13 protein-coding genes are annotated in these 16,963 nt (G+C 57.6%); 7 read left to right on the forward strand and 6 right to left on the reverse strand.

The features are described from left to right. Positions 1-58: 58 nt before the first annotated feature. Positions 59-916 (reverse strand): 1,4-dihydroxy-6-naphthoate synthase, encoded by an 858-nt coding sequence (locus ACZ5DH_RS06375; RefSeq protein WP_464256247.1) that lies wholly within the window; start codon positions 914-916, stop codon positions 59-61. Positions 917-999: 83 nt separating this feature from the next. Here ACZ5DH_RS06375 and mqnE point away from each other — a divergent pair, with 83 nt between their 5' ends. From mqnE to ACZ5DH_RS06390, 3 genes are all read left to right on the forward strand, one after another. Next, on the forward strand, positions 1,000-2,142 hold the full coding sequence (gene mqnE / locus ACZ5DH_RS06380; RefSeq protein ID WP_464256248.1) for an aminofutalosine synthase MqnE: 1,143 nt from the start codon (positions 1,000-1,002) through the stop codon (positions 2,140-2,142). After that, positions 2,139-3,269 (forward strand): cyclic dehypoxanthinyl futalosine synthase, encoded by a 1,131-nt coding sequence (gene mqnC / locus ACZ5DH_RS06385; protein ID WP_464256249.1) that lies wholly within the window; start codon positions 2,139-2,141, stop codon positions 3,267-3,269. Before mqnE ends, mqnC begins: the two co-directional genes overlap by 4 nt. Before the next feature lie 147 nt (positions 3,270-3,416). Continuing rightward, positions 3,417-4,277 carry a menaquinone biosynthesis protein gene (locus tag ACZ5DH_RS06390; protein WP_464256250.1) on the forward strand — a complete coding sequence of 287 codons (861 nt, stop codon included), beginning with the start codon at positions 3,417-3,419 and terminating at the stop codon, positions 4,275-4,277. A 382-nt stretch (positions 4,278-4,659) separates the two neighbouring features. Here ACZ5DH_RS06390 and ACZ5DH_RS06395 read toward each other — a convergent pair whose 3' ends face one another. Next, positions 4,660-5,484: a hypothetical protein gene (locus ACZ5DH_RS06395; protein ID WP_464256251.1), complete on the reverse strand. Its 825-nt coding sequence runs from the start codon at positions 5,482-5,484 to the stop codon at positions 4,660-4,662. A gap of 23 nt (positions 5,485-5,507) precedes the next feature. Then, on the reverse strand, positions 5,508-6,290 hold the full coding sequence (locus tag ACZ5DH_RS06400) for a sirohydrochlorin cobaltochelatase (protein ID WP_464256252.1): 783 nt from the start codon (positions 6,288-6,290) through the stop codon (positions 5,508-5,510). A 166-nt stretch (positions 6,291-6,456) separates the two neighbouring features. Between ACZ5DH_RS06400 and rfbD the strand changes: the two genes are divergently transcribed. Then, positions 6,457-7,344 carry a dTDP-4-dehydrorhamnose reductase gene (gene rfbD / locus ACZ5DH_RS06405; protein WP_464256253.1) on the forward strand — a complete coding sequence of 296 codons (888 nt, stop codon included), beginning with the start codon at positions 6,457-6,459 and terminating at the stop codon, positions 7,342-7,344. A 106-nt stretch (positions 7,345-7,450) separates the two neighbouring features. Continuing rightward, positions 7,451-8,659: a DUF3179 domain-containing protein gene (locus tag ACZ5DH_RS06410; RefSeq protein WP_464256254.1), complete on the forward strand. Its 1,209-nt coding sequence runs from the start codon at positions 7,451-7,453 to the stop codon at positions 8,657-8,659. Between the two features lie 174 nt (positions 8,660-8,833). Here ACZ5DH_RS06410 and ACZ5DH_RS06415 read toward each other — a convergent pair whose 3' ends face one another. Together ACZ5DH_RS06415 and ACZ5DH_RS06420 are read right to left on the reverse strand one after the other, a co-directional pair. Then, on the reverse strand, positions 8,834-9,436 hold the full coding sequence (locus ACZ5DH_RS06415) for a hypothetical protein (RefSeq protein WP_464256255.1): 603 nt from the start codon (positions 9,434-9,436) through the stop codon (positions 8,834-8,836). Positions 9,437-9,507: 71 nt separating this feature from the next. Further along, on the reverse strand, positions 9,508-10,245 hold the full coding sequence (locus ACZ5DH_RS06420) for an HD domain-containing protein (RefSeq protein ID WP_464256256.1): 738 nt from the start codon (positions 10,243-10,245) through the stop codon (positions 9,508-9,510). A gap of 318 nt (positions 10,246-10,563) precedes the next feature. Between ACZ5DH_RS06420 and dnaE the strand changes: the two genes are divergently transcribed. Both dnaE and ACZ5DH_RS06430 read left to right on the forward strand, forming a co-directional pair. After that, the gene (gene dnaE / locus ACZ5DH_RS06425; protein WP_464256257.1) at positions 10,564-14,046 is read left to right on the forward strand and encodes a DNA polymerase III subunit alpha; all 3,483 of its coding nucleotides are present in this window, start codon (positions 10,564-10,566) and stop codon (positions 14,044-14,046) included. 13 nt (positions 14,047-14,059) lie between these two features. Next, a complete protein-coding gene (locus ACZ5DH_RS06430; RefSeq protein ID WP_464256258.1) occupies positions 14,060-15,211 on the forward strand; it encodes a metallophosphoesterase in 1,152 nt (383 codons plus the stop codon). Positions 15,212-15,522: 311 nt separating this feature from the next. Here the strand turns inward: ACZ5DH_RS06430 and ACZ5DH_RS06435 are convergent, their stop codons facing one another. Next, on the reverse strand, positions 15,523-16,605 hold the full coding sequence (locus ACZ5DH_RS06435) for a glycosyltransferase family protein (RefSeq protein WP_464256259.1): 1,083 nt from the start codon (positions 16,603-16,605) through the stop codon (positions 15,523-15,525). Positions 16,606-16,963 lie beyond the last annotated feature (358 nt).

A 16,963-nucleotide genomic window follows, 5' to 3' on the forward strand; every position in this document is an offset into this window, starting at 1 on the left:
ATGCTGCGACCGCCAGAATACTGGGGAAATGTTGCGACATCGTTGCGCATTGGCGCAGTTATCGCAAAAACAAACCTTCGGCAGGCAGTTTTTTGCCTGCCATATCTGCGGCGCGACCCACAAGATGCTCAATGGCAGACCGGCCTGAAGCGCCAAGGTCCAGGCTGAAATCCGTCACAAATGTCTTGATGTGCGCGCGCGTGACGTTTTCGTCCATTTCCTGGGCATGGGACCTGATGTAGTCGCGCGACGTGTCAGGATGCGCGTTGGCATAGGACAGGCTGGCCGTAATGGCGCTCTGCACCCGACGCGCCAGAGCCAAGGGCACATCACGCCGCACGGCAATGGCTCCCAGGGGCAGAGGAAGATGAAACTCGCCCTCCCACCACTGGCCCAGGTCAAGCACCTTGGTCAGGCCAAGTTTTTCATACGTGAATCGTCCCTCGTGAATGACAAGCCCCATATCGGCCTCGCCCCGAGCCACGGCGGGCATGACGTCGCTGAACAGCATTTCCTGTCTGGCCCCCTGAAAGCCGCCGTGCAGGGTAAGCAGAAGATTGGCGGTGGTCAGCAGTCCGGGCACGGCCACCGTGGCTTTTTTCCAATCCTCTGGCGTCAGGCCTTTGCGGGCAACGACAAGGGGGCCGCAGCCCCAGCCCAGGGCCGCCCCTGATGACAAAAGCGCATACGAGTCCATAACCTCTGCCACCACGCCAAGAGAAAGCTTGGTAACCTCAAGCTGACCTTTTTGGGCCAGCGTGTTCAGTTCCTCAACGTCCGCCATGTGTGGGCGCAGAGCCGCGGGCGCGGGCACAATACCGTGCAGGAGGGCGTGAAAAATATATGTGTCATTGGGACAGGGCGAAAGTCCGAACCTCAGGCTCTGAAACGTGGTTTGCGGCAAAACTGAAGACATTGTTCCCTCTGATTGACAGCGTGCTGCGGGCGGCCTACTCTGCTTGCGGCCATTTCGGTCCACTCCACCTACAGGATTTCATCATGTTAGACGCTGCATACTACGCCGCACTGGGCCTTTCGTCCATCCATGAAAAAGTGCTTGCCGGGCAACGCCTGAGCTTTGACGACGGCCTTGCCCTGTTCCGCTGCCCCGACATTACCGCCGTGGGAGCCCTTGCCCTGCACGTGCGCTGCCGCCTGCACGGGCATAAGGCTTTTTATGTGGTAAACAGGCAGATCAACTACACCAATGTTTGCGTCAACGGCTGTACGTTCTGCGCTTTCCGGCGCGATGCCGAAAGCGACCCAGGCGCGTTTGCCCTGAGCCTCGACGATGTGATGGCCCGCCTGCGTACTGCCGATGCCACCCCCCTGCAACTGGATGAGCTCCATATTGTGGGTGGTTGCCATCCCACGCGCCCCCTGTCCTGGTTTGAGGACATGATACGCGCGGTGCGGGCCTTTAATCCAGATCTGCCGGTAAAAGCTTTTACAGCCGTGGAAATCGAGCATTTTTCGCGCCTTGAGGGCATCAGTTCCCTTGAAGTCCTCCGCAGGCTGCAAGCCGCCGGCCTCGTCATGATGCCCGGCGGCGGCGCGGAAATTTTTGATGAAGAACTGCGCCCCAAAATCTGCCCGCACAAGGCGGACGCCGCCGCATGGCTGCGCATTTCGGGCGAAGCGCACAGCCTGGGCATCAAAACCAACTGCACCATGCTTTTTGGGCACCTTGAGACCTATGAGCATCGTGTCGACCATCTTTGCCGTCTGCGCGAGCAGCAGGACAAAAGTGGAGGATTCACCTGCTTTATTCCCCTGCCCTTCCTGACGGCCAACAGCCTCCTCAAGCTGCCCGAAGACAAGGTCGGCCCGCAGCGGGGTCTTGATCAGCTGCGCACCGTGGCTGTTTCGCGCCTTATGCTGGACAATATTCCCCACCTCAAGGCCTACTGGATAATGATGGGGCCCAAGCTGGCGCCTGTGGCCCTCTGGTACGGCGCGGACGATCTGGACGGCACAATCATTGAAGAGCGCATCGGCCATATGGCCGGGGCCCAGTCCGCCCAGGGCATGACGATTGCCGAACTGGAGCATCTTATACGCGCCTCCGGCTTTACACCCGTACGCCGTAACGCCACTTTCAACATTGTGAATGACACAGACAGCCCGGAGGCGCGCCAGTGAGCACCTTTACCCCCGCACACAGCCCCTTTGAGGAAGAAAGCCCGGCATTTGCCGATGTTCGCGAGGCGGCGGCGCTGGCAGCCAGCGGCCAAAGGCTTGACCGCTCAGCCGCTGAAGCCCTGTACTACAAGGCCAGCCTTCACACGTTGGCGCAACTGGCGCATGGCATGCGCCTGCGAATGCATCCTGAACCCGTTGTCACCTACGTCGGCGACCGCAATATCAACTATTCCAACGTATGCGTCTGCGCCTGCCGGTTCTGCGCCTTTTTCCGCGCGCCGGATCATGAAGACTGCTACGTCATCAGCCGGGAAGAAATGGCCCAAAAGGTGGAAGAAACCCTGGCTCTCGGCGGAACGCAGATTCTCCTTCAGGGGGGGCATCACCCTGACCTGCCCCTTGAATGGTACGAAGACCTCCTGCGCTGGCTGCGGCAGACATGGCCGCAACTGCACATTCACGCCTTTTCGCCGCCGGAAATCTTCTTTTGGGCCGAAAAATTCAATTTTTCCGTGCCGGAAGTGCTGCGCCGTCTGAAAGATGCCGGGCTGCATTCTTTGCCCGGCGGCGGCGCGGAAATCCTGCATACCGGCGTCAGGGCCCAGGTTTCGCCCAATAAATGTACGGCTGAACAGTGGCTTGGCGTTATGGAAGAAGCCCACAAGCTGGGCCTGCGCACCACGGCCACAATGATGTTCGGGCACGAAGAATCCCCGGCCCACCGGCTTGACCACCTTTTTGCGGTACGTGAGGTACAGGACAAAACGCATGGGTTCACGGCCTTTATTCCCTGGACCTTCCAGCCCGCGCATACGCGCATTCAGGTTGATCCGCTGCCCGCGCCCGCCTATTTGCGTCTGCTTGCCGTCTCGCGCCTGGTGCTTGATAACATCGTCAACATCCAGGCGTCGTGGGTGACCATGGGCCCCCACGTTGCCCAACTGGCCCTTTTCTACGGCGCCAACGATTTTGGATCGCTGATGATCGAAGAAAACGTCGTGGCCGCGGCCGGAGTATCTTTTCAGATGAGCCGGGCCGATATTCACAAGGTCATCCGTGCCGCCGGGTTTACGCCGGTGCAACGCACCATGGACTACAGGCCCGTGGAACCCCAGCCTTCAGTATAAAGATAAGAGATTCATAAAGGCGCACCCGGACGAAATATCCACATCACGGCCGTTCGTCCGGGTGCGGTCCTTGCAGTGCATTTTGTCAAAGGGCTTCCCCTTTTTTGCTCAGGCAAATAACGCCCACCCTGCAACAAGGTTGTCGTCATGACCAGTCCCAAACAGCGGCCTACGCTGCGCATGGGCCGTATCGGCTATCTTAACGTTCTTCCTGTCTATCATCCGCTTGAAGCGGGCATCCTGCCCCACGACTTTGAGCTGGTATCGGGCCCGCCCGCCCTGCTCAACAACATGATGGCCCGCGGCGAACTGCACGTGTCGTCCACATCCTGCTTCGAATATGCCTGCCGACCGGAACGCTATTACCTCGTGGAGGATCTTTCCATAGGCTCACGCGGCCCGGTCATGAGCGTTCTTCTGCTTTCGCGCGTCCCCCTGGACCAACTGGACGGGCAGGAAATTCTGATCAGCGGCGAAACGCATACCTCTGTGGCCCTGTTGCGCCTGCTCATGCAGGACCGCTACAAACTCAACGTCACATACAGCACAGGGCAGGTCACGCCCGCTCTGCGCGGCGACAATCCACCTGCAGCCTTTTTGGCCATAGGTGACGAGGCGTTGCGCCTGCGCAACCATGCCGACTACCCCTACCGCCTTGATATGGCTGAAGCATGGCGCGACTGGACAGGCCTGCCCTTTATTTTCGGCCTCTGGGTGGTAAGCAGGGCTGCCGCCGATGCAGGCCTTTTTTCCACTGATCCGGGAGAACTCCTGCGCCAGGGGCGGGACTGGGGCCTGGCCCATATGGACGTGATACTTGATCTTACAGGACACGGCTGCCCGCTGAACAGGGATGAACTGACCTTCTACTACAGCAATGGGCTTGTCTACAGCCTCGGTGAGGAAGAACAGCGCGGCCTGAAGCTTTTTTACGACAAGCTGGCAGCCGCACGAATGATTCCCGCAGCACCGCCATTGGAATTTTTCAGGCTGCAAACTGGCCGTTAGAGCAATTTACGAATGAAATGAGTTAACTGCTCTGCAAGGATTTTCAGGAAAACCCTTGCCACGAAATGCGGGCGGGCAGGCTTTTGCCTGCCGTACACGAGCATTTCAAGAGTTAAATGCTCTAGAGCAGATTAACTTTGAAATGCTTCACATTTCAAAGTTTTCATTCAGCCGGAAAATGTGATTTTCGGCTGAATCCACGCCACGTTGTGGCGCGCTGCACTTTCGCGCAGCGTTAGAGCATTTACTCTTTTTCAAAGTTAAAATGCTCTAGTTCCGCAAAAAGCCCGCTCGTGAGAGCGGGCTTTTTGTACATGAGATCTTGCCGTAATGACCTGTCGTAAAACCGGTGCGAAGCGCAACGGCGATCTTTTTTGCGTTCCTACTGCAACGCTTTCAGAATGCTGCCCGCAGAGACGGAAGAAAGGTGCTGCCCGTCCACAACAACGGCAGGCAGGTTCTTGATTCCGTAGTATTTGCTGATTTGCTCGGCCTGATACAGGTTTACGTTGCCGGCGTCATAGCAATACTTGGCCACGCTCAGTTCCTGACTGGCAGGCACGGGCGGACGCAGGTGTGAAAAATAGGCATAATGGATGGGGTAGTCCGTGTTTTTGGCCGTGGCGTCATATTCGTTCTGGAAAGGCACCGCCTTGCCACGGGTGCTTTTCTGCTCTGCCTTGACCTTGTTCCACTGGCCGAGAGCATACGTCAGATACGGCATTGCCTGGCCGGGACGGGAATGGCTGATCCAGATGGCAAGCCCCATAAGGTCCGTGCCGTAGTATTCCTTGCTGTTGGCGAAAACGACGATCTTACACTGCTGGGGTGAAAGCGAACGGCTGGCCTCCACCACGGCCTGCCAGACCTTTTCGCTCTGGGGAGCGGCAAAGTCGAGCAGTACAAGAATTTCATGCGGCGCGGTGGCCGTGCCAAAAACCACAGGATATATTTCGCACTTCCATTGGGGCCGATGGCCCGCCTCACCCTCAATGGTCGGCACACCCCCGCCCAGTTTTTTGAGCATATCCGCACTGTCAGACGTAGCCTCGCGAAGATTGGGCGTACTCTGGTGCATATAGGGATTATACTGGTTGGCATTGCCGTTCTGCACCGAGGGCGACAGGTTTACGGCGCCCCCGGAACCGCCGCTGCTGCTGGCAGCCCCACAACCGAAAAGCATAAGGGCCAAAAGCAACACAGTCATCAACATTCCACGCATAGATCACCTCATGCAAATTCGAAACAGGTTTGGGCGGCATGATCCAGATGCCGCAACCATATTTCAGCAAAACCGGCGTATTCCGCCGTACCTTTCAACACGGGAACACACTGGTGCCCCAATGCCTCAACCCTGCTGCGCCAGGACGTGCCGCCCTGGCCCGCCATATCCTTGAGGGCATGATTGCCCACAACGGAAAGCAAAGGCATGAGCCACACGCGCTCAGACGTCAGACGGGGTAAAATATCTTCAAGCAGCACAGCGCCGTTCATGGCCCCCACGTGCACGTGCGGGTCAAGCGCATACACGGCCTGCGCCAGATCCGCATAACGGGACACAGCCTGATGTTCGGCTCCGTGGCCCATAAAAACCACGTCTTCCCCGGCTGTCCGTTCAGGGGGCAGATGGCGCAAAATAGCCTGTGTCGTTGCATGCAGGCCTTCTTCCGTGGCAAGCAGGGGCACCCCTACCTGGCAGCACAGCCTGTCCCGGGACATGGCTTCATCCACAGCCGCGCACACCTCGCCATGCTCGCGCCCCGGAATGGTTTGCAAGGGCTGTACCGCCACATGCGTAAAACGTTCGAAAGAAAGACGCTGTAAAGCTTTACGGACGGAATCGCTCTTCTGCCGGGCCTGGGCCAGGCGTTCGCGCAATAGAAGCGAGGTATAGGCCCAACGCACGGGAATTCCGGGGTAATGCTGGCGCACCAGAGCGTCAAATCCTTTGAGGGCATTTTGCCCCTGAGCGCTGCTTGCGCCAAAAGCTACCAATAAAATCGCACGTCTCATGGGGCTCATTTGTACGTTACTTGCAGCATGGTGGCAAGAAGGCGCGGCGCTGAATCATCTCATAAGTGTTCCATATTGACCCACACGCCCCGCAAAGATACAGTGGCCGCAACATGAGATCACATACCCACACAAAAAGCGGGGCATGTCGCATGGGGGGGTCAGAATGGCAAAGGCGCTGATTTTGGGTGGCGCAACCGGTCTGCTGGGGCAGGCTCTTGTGCATGTACTCACGGCACGGGGCTGGCAGATTGAGACATTGGGACGGCAGGACGGCAACTTGCTGGATTTTAATTTCCTGCAGTCCCGCCTGAACACGGTTCGCGCCGATGTGGTTTTTAACGCCGTGGGCTATACGGCGGTGGACGCCGCCGAAGACGATGCTGAAGCCGCCTGTGAGCTTAACCGGGCCTTGCCGGACGCGCTGGCGCACATTCTTCATACGCTCGCGCATGGCCGCCTGATCCATTACAGCACAGACTTTGTCTTTTCCGGTCATGGCGAAACGCCCCTGACAGAAAACGATGAAGTGCACCCGCAGTCCGTATATGGCCGCACCAAGCTGGAAGGCGAACAGGCTGTGCTGCGCGGCCTGCCTGAACGTTCCTGTGTACTGCGCACGGCATGGCTTTTCGGACCGGGACGCAAAAATTTTGTGGATACCATTGTGGCGGCCTGTGTGAAACGGGACGCCATCAATGTTGTGTATGATCAGGTAGGTTCACCAACCTACAGTATGGATCTGGCCCAATGGAGCGCCGCGCTGGCTGAAAAACAGGCCACAGGCCTTTGGCACGCCGTCAATAGCGGTCAGGCCAGCTGGTGTGAGCTGGCGTGTGAATCCATTGCGCTGGCGGCGGCTTCCTGCCGGGTTGTGCCCATTGATTCAAGCCAGTGGCCGCAAAAGGCGCGACGCCCGGCATTTTCAGTACTGGATAACAGCAAGCTGAGCGCATTCCTTGGCAAAAAACCCCGCCCCTGGCCTCAAGCCTTGCGCGACTACATCTACAGCGACTACCTGCCCACGCACCGCAAGGAAAAGGATCTGCATTGACAGCGGGCCGGAGCATACGCCCCCTGGCCTTGCGCCAAGCCCTTGCATCCCCGCCGTACAGGCAGCCGGGCGTCAATGAGCGCTGCGTCAGGAAAAACGTATGGTTATGGCAAAAAAATCCCCCGTCCGCTTGAAGCGCCTCGCGCTTTCCCACATATTCCTCCGGCTCTTTCTGCCGTTGCTGATGCTGCTCGTCTGCCTGCCCGAAGCGCAGGCCCGTCCTAAAAGTATGGAAGAACTGGCGGCCATTACGGGTAAACTGGTGGAAACCGGCGTCTCATATGGCGCTATCCCCTCGCTGTACAGACCCCGCTATGACCGCGTCATGGACGCCGACCTCAACACCAGTGCCGAAGAAGTGGTCTTTGTGGTCATGCTGCCCAATGGGCCGCACATCTACCCGCAACGGTTCATGGTCTGGCATCAGGTGGTCAACGAGGTGGTTGATGATGTGGCCTATGCCATCACCTACTGCCCCACCACCGGCACGCTGATGGCCTACAATGCCTCCATGGGCGGTCTTAATCTTATTTTTGACGTTGAAGGCCGCCTTTACGACGGCAACAGCGTGCTCATTGACAGAAATTCTGGCAGCCTGTGGCTGCAGGAAACAGGTATGGCTTTTGACGGCCCCCTTATGGGCAGAGGCCTGCCCACCCTTCCCGTATTCTGGACAAACTGGGGCGCGGCCCGCAGCGTGTATCCCAATGCGCCGGTTATGAGCAAGCCTGCCGGAACCCGCCCTTACGGCCGCGATCCTTACGGCAATTATCTGCGCAAGGGAAACTATTACGACAACGACAGGCTCATCTACCCCGTTCAGCGAATGGACAAACGCTTTCCACGCAAGGCCCACATGCTGTGTCTGGAATATGAAGGCTACTTGCTGGCCATTGATGTGGCCTATGTGAAGAAAAAAGGCGCGGTGAATTTTTTTGCAGGGCCGCACGCTCTGCTGGCCACGCACGATCCCAAGCTTAACGTGGTGCGCGTGTTCAACCGCCAGATATGGGCCGAACCGTTCCTGTTCATCAGCCGCTACGGCAAGATTATGGATCTGAAGACCCGCAGCATATGGGACCCCTCAACAGGCGCGGCCATTGAAGGCAACATGAAGGGTGCGTCCATGCCGGAATACTTCGGGGGCTATTCCATGTGGTTTGCATGGTACAGCATCAATCCCGAAACGCTTACCGTGCCTGGGCCCGGCGTTGTGCCCGAAAACCTGCTTTCGCCCGACGCACCCGGCAGTGACGGCCGTACCGCGCCTGCTCCCGGGGCTTCGGCCACCCCCACGACGCCAGCGGGTCAGTGAGCCGTGCAAGGGGGTTCCCAACCCGGCACAAATCCAACCCCGCCATCGCACGCCCGGCACTATCTCCCGACGCCAACGGGTCAGTGACGGCGCGCTCACGCGCAAGCCGCCAGCCCACAGCTTTCTGCGACTGAGCGCTTCGGACGCGCTGTTCCGTGTGCAGTTGCTGTAATATCAGCGCGCTGCGTGCAACCGCAGCAAAACCGCCGCCCCGCCAAGAAGGATATGACGCTCTGAAACCGTCAGCCCCAAACGGTGAACCATGCCCTCAAGTCCGCCAGCGCGCATAAATGACGTGCCCCGTGCCCCGCACATTCCCCGCAGGCACGCTGCGGCGGCAGCACAGGGCAACTCCAGATTTCGCTCGGCACATTTGAAATCCGCCACCAGCACCTCGCATGCGGCAGCGAGGGCAAGACTCAGGAGAGCCTCGCCTTGCGGTAGTGAAAGATAAAAAAGCCTGTACGCCATGCGCAAAAGCGGCCGTGGAGCGCCAAACATGCTGTACAGGGATTCAGGAGCAGGATTGAGCGGTGCGGAAAGGGCTCCAGCAGGCCAGGGAATCCTGGCCGCAAGCGCGGCTGCCGGAAAAAAACGCGGGGGGGCGGGAATATCCGCCAAGACCGCCCATGCGGGTTGGCCACTATGCAAGGCGCTCATTTCTTTGTCAGCCTCGTGCAAGGGCCGGCCTTCAGGCCATGCTGCGGGTTGGGCTTCAGGCCAGGTTTCGGGCAGGGTGTTCACCACGGGCACAGCTTCAGGATGATGTCGCGTCACGCAGCGCTCCTAGAGCAGATTAACTTCGAAAATATACATTTTCAAAGTTTGAGGCACGCTCACTTCGGCGTTTAACCGCGCAAATAAATTGCACTTACGCCTCCGTGGCGGGCGTCTGCTCCCGCATCCGCCAGAGCAATTTCATTATGAAATTGCTCTAGTTTTTCAAGCATCGCCTGTCTGGCCTGTCCATACGGAGCGTTCGTGGGCAGACCACGCAAGAGGTTCAAGGCATGGCCGTCCTCCACAAACTGACGGCGACTTGAGGCAAAATGCATGTCGAAAAACCAGGTTCCCAGCAGAAGGCGAAAATCATTGACGCTGCGCAGGTCCGCATAGGCCGCCACTCTCCCCTCACGCGCCGCCCGCAGCACAGCCTCGCTGTAGACGCCGGGCGCGTCGGGCAGGCTCAGCACAACTGTGGGGTTATACGGGCCTGGGCCGCTCAAATGTTCATCCATGACGCGCAGAATATCCAGCTTATCGGCATCGCGCACAACATGGGCGGCTATTGCCGTCAGTTCAGGCAACCCCCTGGGCAATGCGAAACGGTTGTGCAGCGCCACCGCAGCCAGCACAGCTTTGCGCACAAGAGGGGGTTCATCATTGAGGCGCTTTTCCTGCTTGAGGACGCGCACACCCATCTGGCCGTGATCGCACGAATCCCTGTCCTTGAAGGTATGAAACCGCAAATACTGCTCAAACCGTCCGACATCATGATACAGCGCCGCAAGCAGGCAGACACGCAGTTGCACGGGAATAAAATTCTCGCAGGCAACCATTCGTCTGGCATTCTCCAATACAGCCATGCTATGCCGTACCTTCAGATGCATGGGCCCCACATCGCCATGGGGGTTGGCTGACTCCACCGCACACTTGCTGGCAGCATATGCCGCAAACCATTTTTCATGCGCGCTGATATCGCACACGTTTACCGTATTCGTTTCCATGACTTTTTTATACGCCCTGCCTGAACGCAAGGCAATGCGCCGAGCCTCCCACTCCTGACAACCGCTTGAGCCATGGTGACTCATTTGCTATAAAGACCGTTCACACTCGCTGCGCGCCTGCGGTCCCCCGCGCCACACGCTTCAATCCACTCTTTTTATAGCATTTCCGGAGCTTTCATGTCCGATTTCGTTCATTTGCATTGCCATACCGAGTACAGCCTTCTGGACGGCGCCATACGCATCAAGGATCTTTGCGCCCGCGCCAAAGATTTCGGCATGCCCGCCTGCGCCATCACAGACCATGGCAATCTTTTTGGCGCAGCCTACTTTTACCAGGGCTGCAAGGACTTCGGCATCAAGCCCATATTTGGCTGCGAGGTCTACGTCTGCCATGACCATACGGACAAAAAAACGGAATCTCCGCTGGCCCGCAAGCGTAACCATCTAATTTTACTGGCCCAAAATAAAACGGGCTACCACAATCTTGTCAAACTGGTAAGCCATGGCTTTCTTGAGGGTTTTTACTACAAACCCCGCGTGGACAAGGCCCTGCTGCGCAAATATTCCGAAGGGCTTACCTGCCTTTCAGCCTGCATCGCCGGCGAAATTCCCCGTGCCATTTTGGCCGACAATATGGATCTCGCCAAAAAGCTCACCCTGGAGTACGCCAGCATCTATCCAGGGCGGTTTTACCTTGAACTGCAATCCAACGGTCTGAAAGAACAGGAAAAAGCTAATATTGCCCTTATGGATCTGGCCGAAACCTGCAAAGTGCCCCTGGTGGCCACCAACGACTGCCACTACCTTGGCGCAGACGACGCCGAAGCCCATGAAGTTCTGCTCTGCATACAGACGCAGACCACCATGGATGACCCCAAGCGCATGAAGTTCGGCACCCATGAATTGTACTACAAGTCCATTGAAGAAATGGAAAAATCATTCAGTCATGTGCCCGAAGCGCTGTCCAACACCATGCGCATCGCCGAGGAATGCAATGTGGCTCTGGACTTCGGCAACCATTACTTCCCTGTGTATCAGCTGCCCGAAGGGGCCAGCATGGAATCGGAATTCCGTCGTCTGGCAGAAGAGGGTCTTGAGAAAAGGCTGGAAAAGCACCCGGACCGGGCTTCCATCAACGCCGACCTGTACCGTGAACGCCTGCAGTACGAACTGCGCGTCATTCTGGAAATGGGTTTTCCAAGCTACTTCCTTATCGTGCAGGAATTCATCAACTGGGCAAAAAACAACAATATTCCTGTGGGGCCGGGGCGCGGATCAGCCGCCGGGTCACTGGTGGCATGGGCCTTGCGCATCACCAACCTTGACCCCATCCCCTACAACCTGCTGTTCGAACGCTTTTTGAACAGCGAGCGCGTATCCCTGCCCGATATCGACGTTGACTTCTGTGAACGGCGTAGGGGCGACGTCATCAGGCATATGGTTGAAACCTATGGTGAGGGTTCAGTGGCGCAAATCACCACCTTTGGCACCATGAAGGCCAAGGGCGTGGTGCGTGACGTGGGCCGTGCGCTGGGCATGAGCTTTGCCGAAACCGACCGGATTGCCAAACTGGTGCCCGCCGACCTCAAGATGACCATCAAAAAGGCTCTTGAAGCCGAACCCGAACTGGAAAAGCTCTACCTTGAAGACCAGCAGGTCAAGCACCTGCTGGATACGGCACGCCGGCTTGAAGGGCTCGCGCGCCATGCGTCCACCCATGCCGCTGGCCTTGTGGTGTCTGACAGGCCCATGGAGGAATACCTGCCCCTCTACCTTGGCAAACGCGGCGAACTTGTGACGCAGTTCGACGGCCCCATGACCGAAAAAGCCGGGCTGGTGAAGTTCGACTTTCTGGGCCTCAAGACCATGACCCTCATTCAGGATACCCTGGACAACATCAGCCTTCAGGGGCAATCCCCTCCGGACCTGGACAATCTGCCGCTCACCGATGCCGAAACCTACGACCTGTACGCCAGGGGCGAGACCGATGGCGTCTTTCAGGTGGAAAGCTCGGGCATGCGCCAGTATCTGCGCATGCTGCGGCCCACGTGCTTTGAAGACGTTATCGCCATGCTGGCGCTTTATCGCCCCGGCCCTCTCGGCTCCGGCATGGTCGACGAATTCATCAAACGAAAGCACGGCCAGGTGCCCGTCATATACCCCCATGATTCGCTTACCGACTGCCTGCGCGACACCTACGGCGTTATCGTGTACCAGGAACAGGTCATGCAGATCGCCCAGATTATCGCCAGCTACACGCTGGGCGGAGCCGACCTGCTGCGCCGCGCCATGGGCAAGAAAAAGGCCGAAGCCATGGCCAAGGAGCGCGTCACCTTTGTGGCCGGCGCCACAAAAAACGGCATCAGCGAAGAAAAAGCCAACGAAATATTCGACTTGATGGAAAAGTTTGCGGAATATGGCTTCAACAAGTCGCACTCTGCCGCCTATGCCCTCATTTCCTACTACACCGCCTACCTCAAGGTTCACTTTAAAGTCGAGTTTATGGCTGCCCTGCTCACCTCTGAAATGGGCAATCAGGACAAGCTGCTCAAATACGTCTCCTGCTGCAAAGACATGGGCATTGATGTTGTGCAGCCTTCAGTGAACCGCAGCCAGCGTGAGTTTACGGCCTATGACGGCAAGGTCGTATTCGGGCTTGGCGGCATCAAGAATGTGGGCGACGAAGCCATCCGCGAATTGGTGGAATCCCGCAGTGTGGAAGGGGAATTCGCTTCGCTCTTTGACCTGTGCTGCCGCGTGAATCTGCGCAAGGTCACCAAGCGCGTTCTGGAATCTCTTATCAAGGGTGGCGCTTGCGACTGCTTTGGCGTGCCCCGCGCCGCCATGCTGGCCTCACTTGAAGCGGTGGTCACCCGCGCGCAAAAAAAGGCCAAGGACAAAAACTCCAATCAGGTGTCTTTGCTGGCCATGGCCCCGGCGGTGGAAAGCGCGCCACAGCCCGGCATCGGGCTCGACTGCCCTGAAGCCGATTTGCCCGAAATGCCCGACGAAGACAAACTGCGGGCCGAAAAAGAGGCTCTGGGCTTTTTTCTTACAAGCCACCCGCTGCAACCCTATTTGCGTGAAATCCGCCGTCTTGGTCTTACAACCCTTGAAGACGCCCGCGACATGTTTCCCGGCGCCGAGGTGCGCTGCGCCGTGCTCGTAACCAGCGTTCGCGAGGTTATAACCAAGAGCAAGGGCGAACGCATGGCCTTTGCCGCCATTGAAGACCTCACAGGCCATGGCGAGGTGACCTTTTTCCCCCGCAGTTACGCGGAAGTTCGCCAGTTGCTCCATTCGGAACAGCCGTTGTGCCTTACCGCCAGACTGGACAAGGAGCCGGAAGACAGCCGCGATCTGGACGAAGACGGCGAGGACGCCCCCCGCGAAATCAAACTTCTGGGTCAAAGTCTGCTGCTGATGGCAGAGTGCTGCGGGCTCAACGATACCCCGGTATGCGTGCAGATTCCCCCCCACCGCATGGGCCGGGAGGATTTGCTGGCGTTGCGCAACATCCTTGAAAACCATCCTGGTCCCGTGGAAACCCACGCCCAGGTCTGCCTTGAAGGACACGTCTGCCACCTGCACCTGGACAACAATCTCAAGGTCAGCCCTGGTCCGGAACTGGACAAGGCTTTGGCCGCATGGGCTTCATAAGGCATATCCATTTATGGTAAAATTTTTTGTTGTGACGGGGCTTGGCCTTGTCTTCGCCAATGGATGGATCGCCTGGTGGCTATGGCGCGCCCTTGACCATACGGGCTGGCTGCGCCCGGCACTCTGCCTCACCGTGGCTGTGCTTGGCGCGTCATTTCCCCTGCTGTACAAGCTGGGCGGCGATTCCGCCATTGAGATCTGGCTGCTGCGGGCAGGCGCGTTCTGGCTGGGCATGCTTTTCTACGTTCTTTGCCTGGTGGTGCTTATGGACATATGGGGGCTGACAAGTCGCCTGTGGGCGGATCCCCCCACTTCTCCCCGCTGGGGAGCCACCCTGATGGTTATCGGCCTGCCTCTCGTCATCGGCTGCGCCAGCTGGTTCAATGCCGCCTACCCTGTGGTGCGGCAGTACGATCTGACCATACGCACCAATAACGCCGTATCCCGGCAGTACACGCATTCGCCCCTTGTTCTCGGCGTACTGGCAGACATGCATCTCGGGCGGATCATCACGGCCCCGCGCCTTGTGCGTGCCATGGACCTTCTGGCCCCCTACAAACCTGATGCCATCCTTTACGTCGGCGACATCCTTGACGACCACGTTCTGGTTGACGTGGAGGCCATGGCCGCGGCACTGGCCCGCATACAGCCCCGGCTGGGCCATTGGGCAGTGCCGGGCAACCATGAGTACATCTCCGGCTCCATTGATGACAGCCTTGATATCCTGCGCCGCAGCGGCATGCAGGTACTGCGCGACCAGTGGCATGTTCTGGACAATGCCTTGGTACTGGCGGGCAGAGATGACATGAGCGGCCACATGTTTTCAGGGAGTCCGCGCAAAAACCTCAACGAAATCCTTGCAGATCTGCCGCCGGAGCATCGCGGTCTGCCGCTCGTTGTCATGGATCATCAGCCTTCCTCGCTGGACGAGGCGCGCATAGCGGGTGCGGTGCTGGAACTTTCCGGGCACACGCACTCTGGGCAGCTATGGCCTTTTCACTGGGTGGTGGAAAATATGTATGAAAATCCGGTGGGGCTGCTGATCAAAAAAGGCCTGCATTCTGTGGTGTCAGCAGGAACCGGCACCTGGGGCCCACCCATGCGCAACACATCGCGCGCCGAAGTCCTCGTTGTCAAAGTGCATTTCACGCAAGCGAACAACTAGTGCATAGTAACTTTGAGAATATATATCCTCAAAGTTTAAGGCACGCTCACTACGGCGTTTAACCGCGCAGATAAACTGCGCTTACGCCTCCGTAGCGAACGTCTGCTCACGCTGCCGTCAGAGCAATTAACACTTGAAACGCTCACGTACGGGAGGCAAAGCCTGTCTACTCGCATTTTGCGGCAAGGATTTTCAGAAAAATCCTTGCGGAGCAGTTAACTCATTTCATTCGTAAACTGCTCCAGCAAAAAGGCGGCCCACAAGGCCGCCTTAACGTTTTACTTTACTTTGCTGTAATCTGCTTCTTCAACTCATTCTTCAACTTTGGGCGTGCCGGTTGCAGGCAAGAAACCGTGCCGGATAAAATAGTCTATCAGGCCGAACACGGTTTCGTTGCCGCAAAAGCTGCCTTTGGCGATGGCCGCCTTGTAGTCGGGAAGTTTAGCCTCAAAGCGGCGCAGCAGCTCCGGCTCCAGCGTGAGCATGTCGGCCTGCATGCCATAGCCAAGCCGCTCAATGTACAATGCGTTGAAGCGTTGCTCCACCATGGCTTTAAGAGGCAGGGTGAGAATGGGCTTTCCAAGATACAGGGCCTCGCCCATAAGGGTATGGCCGCCCCCCTGGATGACGTATGAACACCCTTCCAGCAGGCGCAAAAAGCCCTCTTCGCTCTTGCGCATGAAGATGACATTATCCTCCTGCCCTTCCTCACGGTCATATCCGAAAACATAGCAGGTTTTGCGCGTGGCCGAACGCAGAAAATCCACCAACTTGCGGTGCGTGGAATTGCTCTGGTACACCAGCACGTGCCCGTCATCACGCGGGTTCAGCGCCAAAACGCTGTCCCGCAGAATGGGCGGCGCTATTCTGGCTTTATATTGCGGCAATACCGGCGGAGCGTAGAAAGAAATAATAAGATTTTCTGATGTGGGACGAAAAAGATATCGTGGCGTCAGCCCTTGCACAAAGCTGTCCCACCACATATCCGGCGGAAGGTCATGACGGCAGCACGTGATGACATGCTGATGATCCAGGGTCAGACACGGCAGGCCCGCCCTTTCTGCGGCGCGAGGCACAAAGTACTCGAGATCGGTCATGCAGACATCGGGCTTGAATTCGTCAATCAGATGCAGAACCTGATCAACGTACCGCTGCCGATGCCAAAGGATGGGCAGGGCTTTTTTGATGGTGGCCGCAAGGTCCACCTTGTAATCTTTGAACACAGTGCCCAAATTGGGCAGGCGGCGCACAGGAAACTCCGGCTCAAGGATTTTGGGCGCGTCGTCATTGGCGATAAAAAGGAATTCGTGGCGGGAGAGGCGGCGGGCGATGGTCAGCCCACGCATGGCATGCCCATGCCCGGTGCCGTGTATGCCATAAAGAATGCGCGCCATAATTTTCCTTTTTCTGTTAGTAGCCTGCGCCTGTTCCCACGCACGCCTGCGGGGTTGCCCAGGCCGGAAGCCGGGTGGCCCCAAAGCTCAGGATGCCGTAACATTGCGTAAAAACAGTATTCATTGGCCGTACAATGTCACAGGATAACAAGCAGCCAGCTCAGCCGTCAATGCCGCAGTTATGACGCATGCCTGCAACATCTTGACGGTACAGGCTTTTATTATCTAGCATTCAAGAGCAATTTCACTTTCACTTTGAAGCAATTCGGGCGCCTGCGTGGGCAGGTGTTTGGTGTGAAGGCGTAAGCGCTGCTTCTCCGGGCTGTTACGGCCATAGCGGAGGGAGAGATCGTAAACT

The sequence above is a fragment of the Desulfovibrio simplex genome, assembly GCF_055387835.1.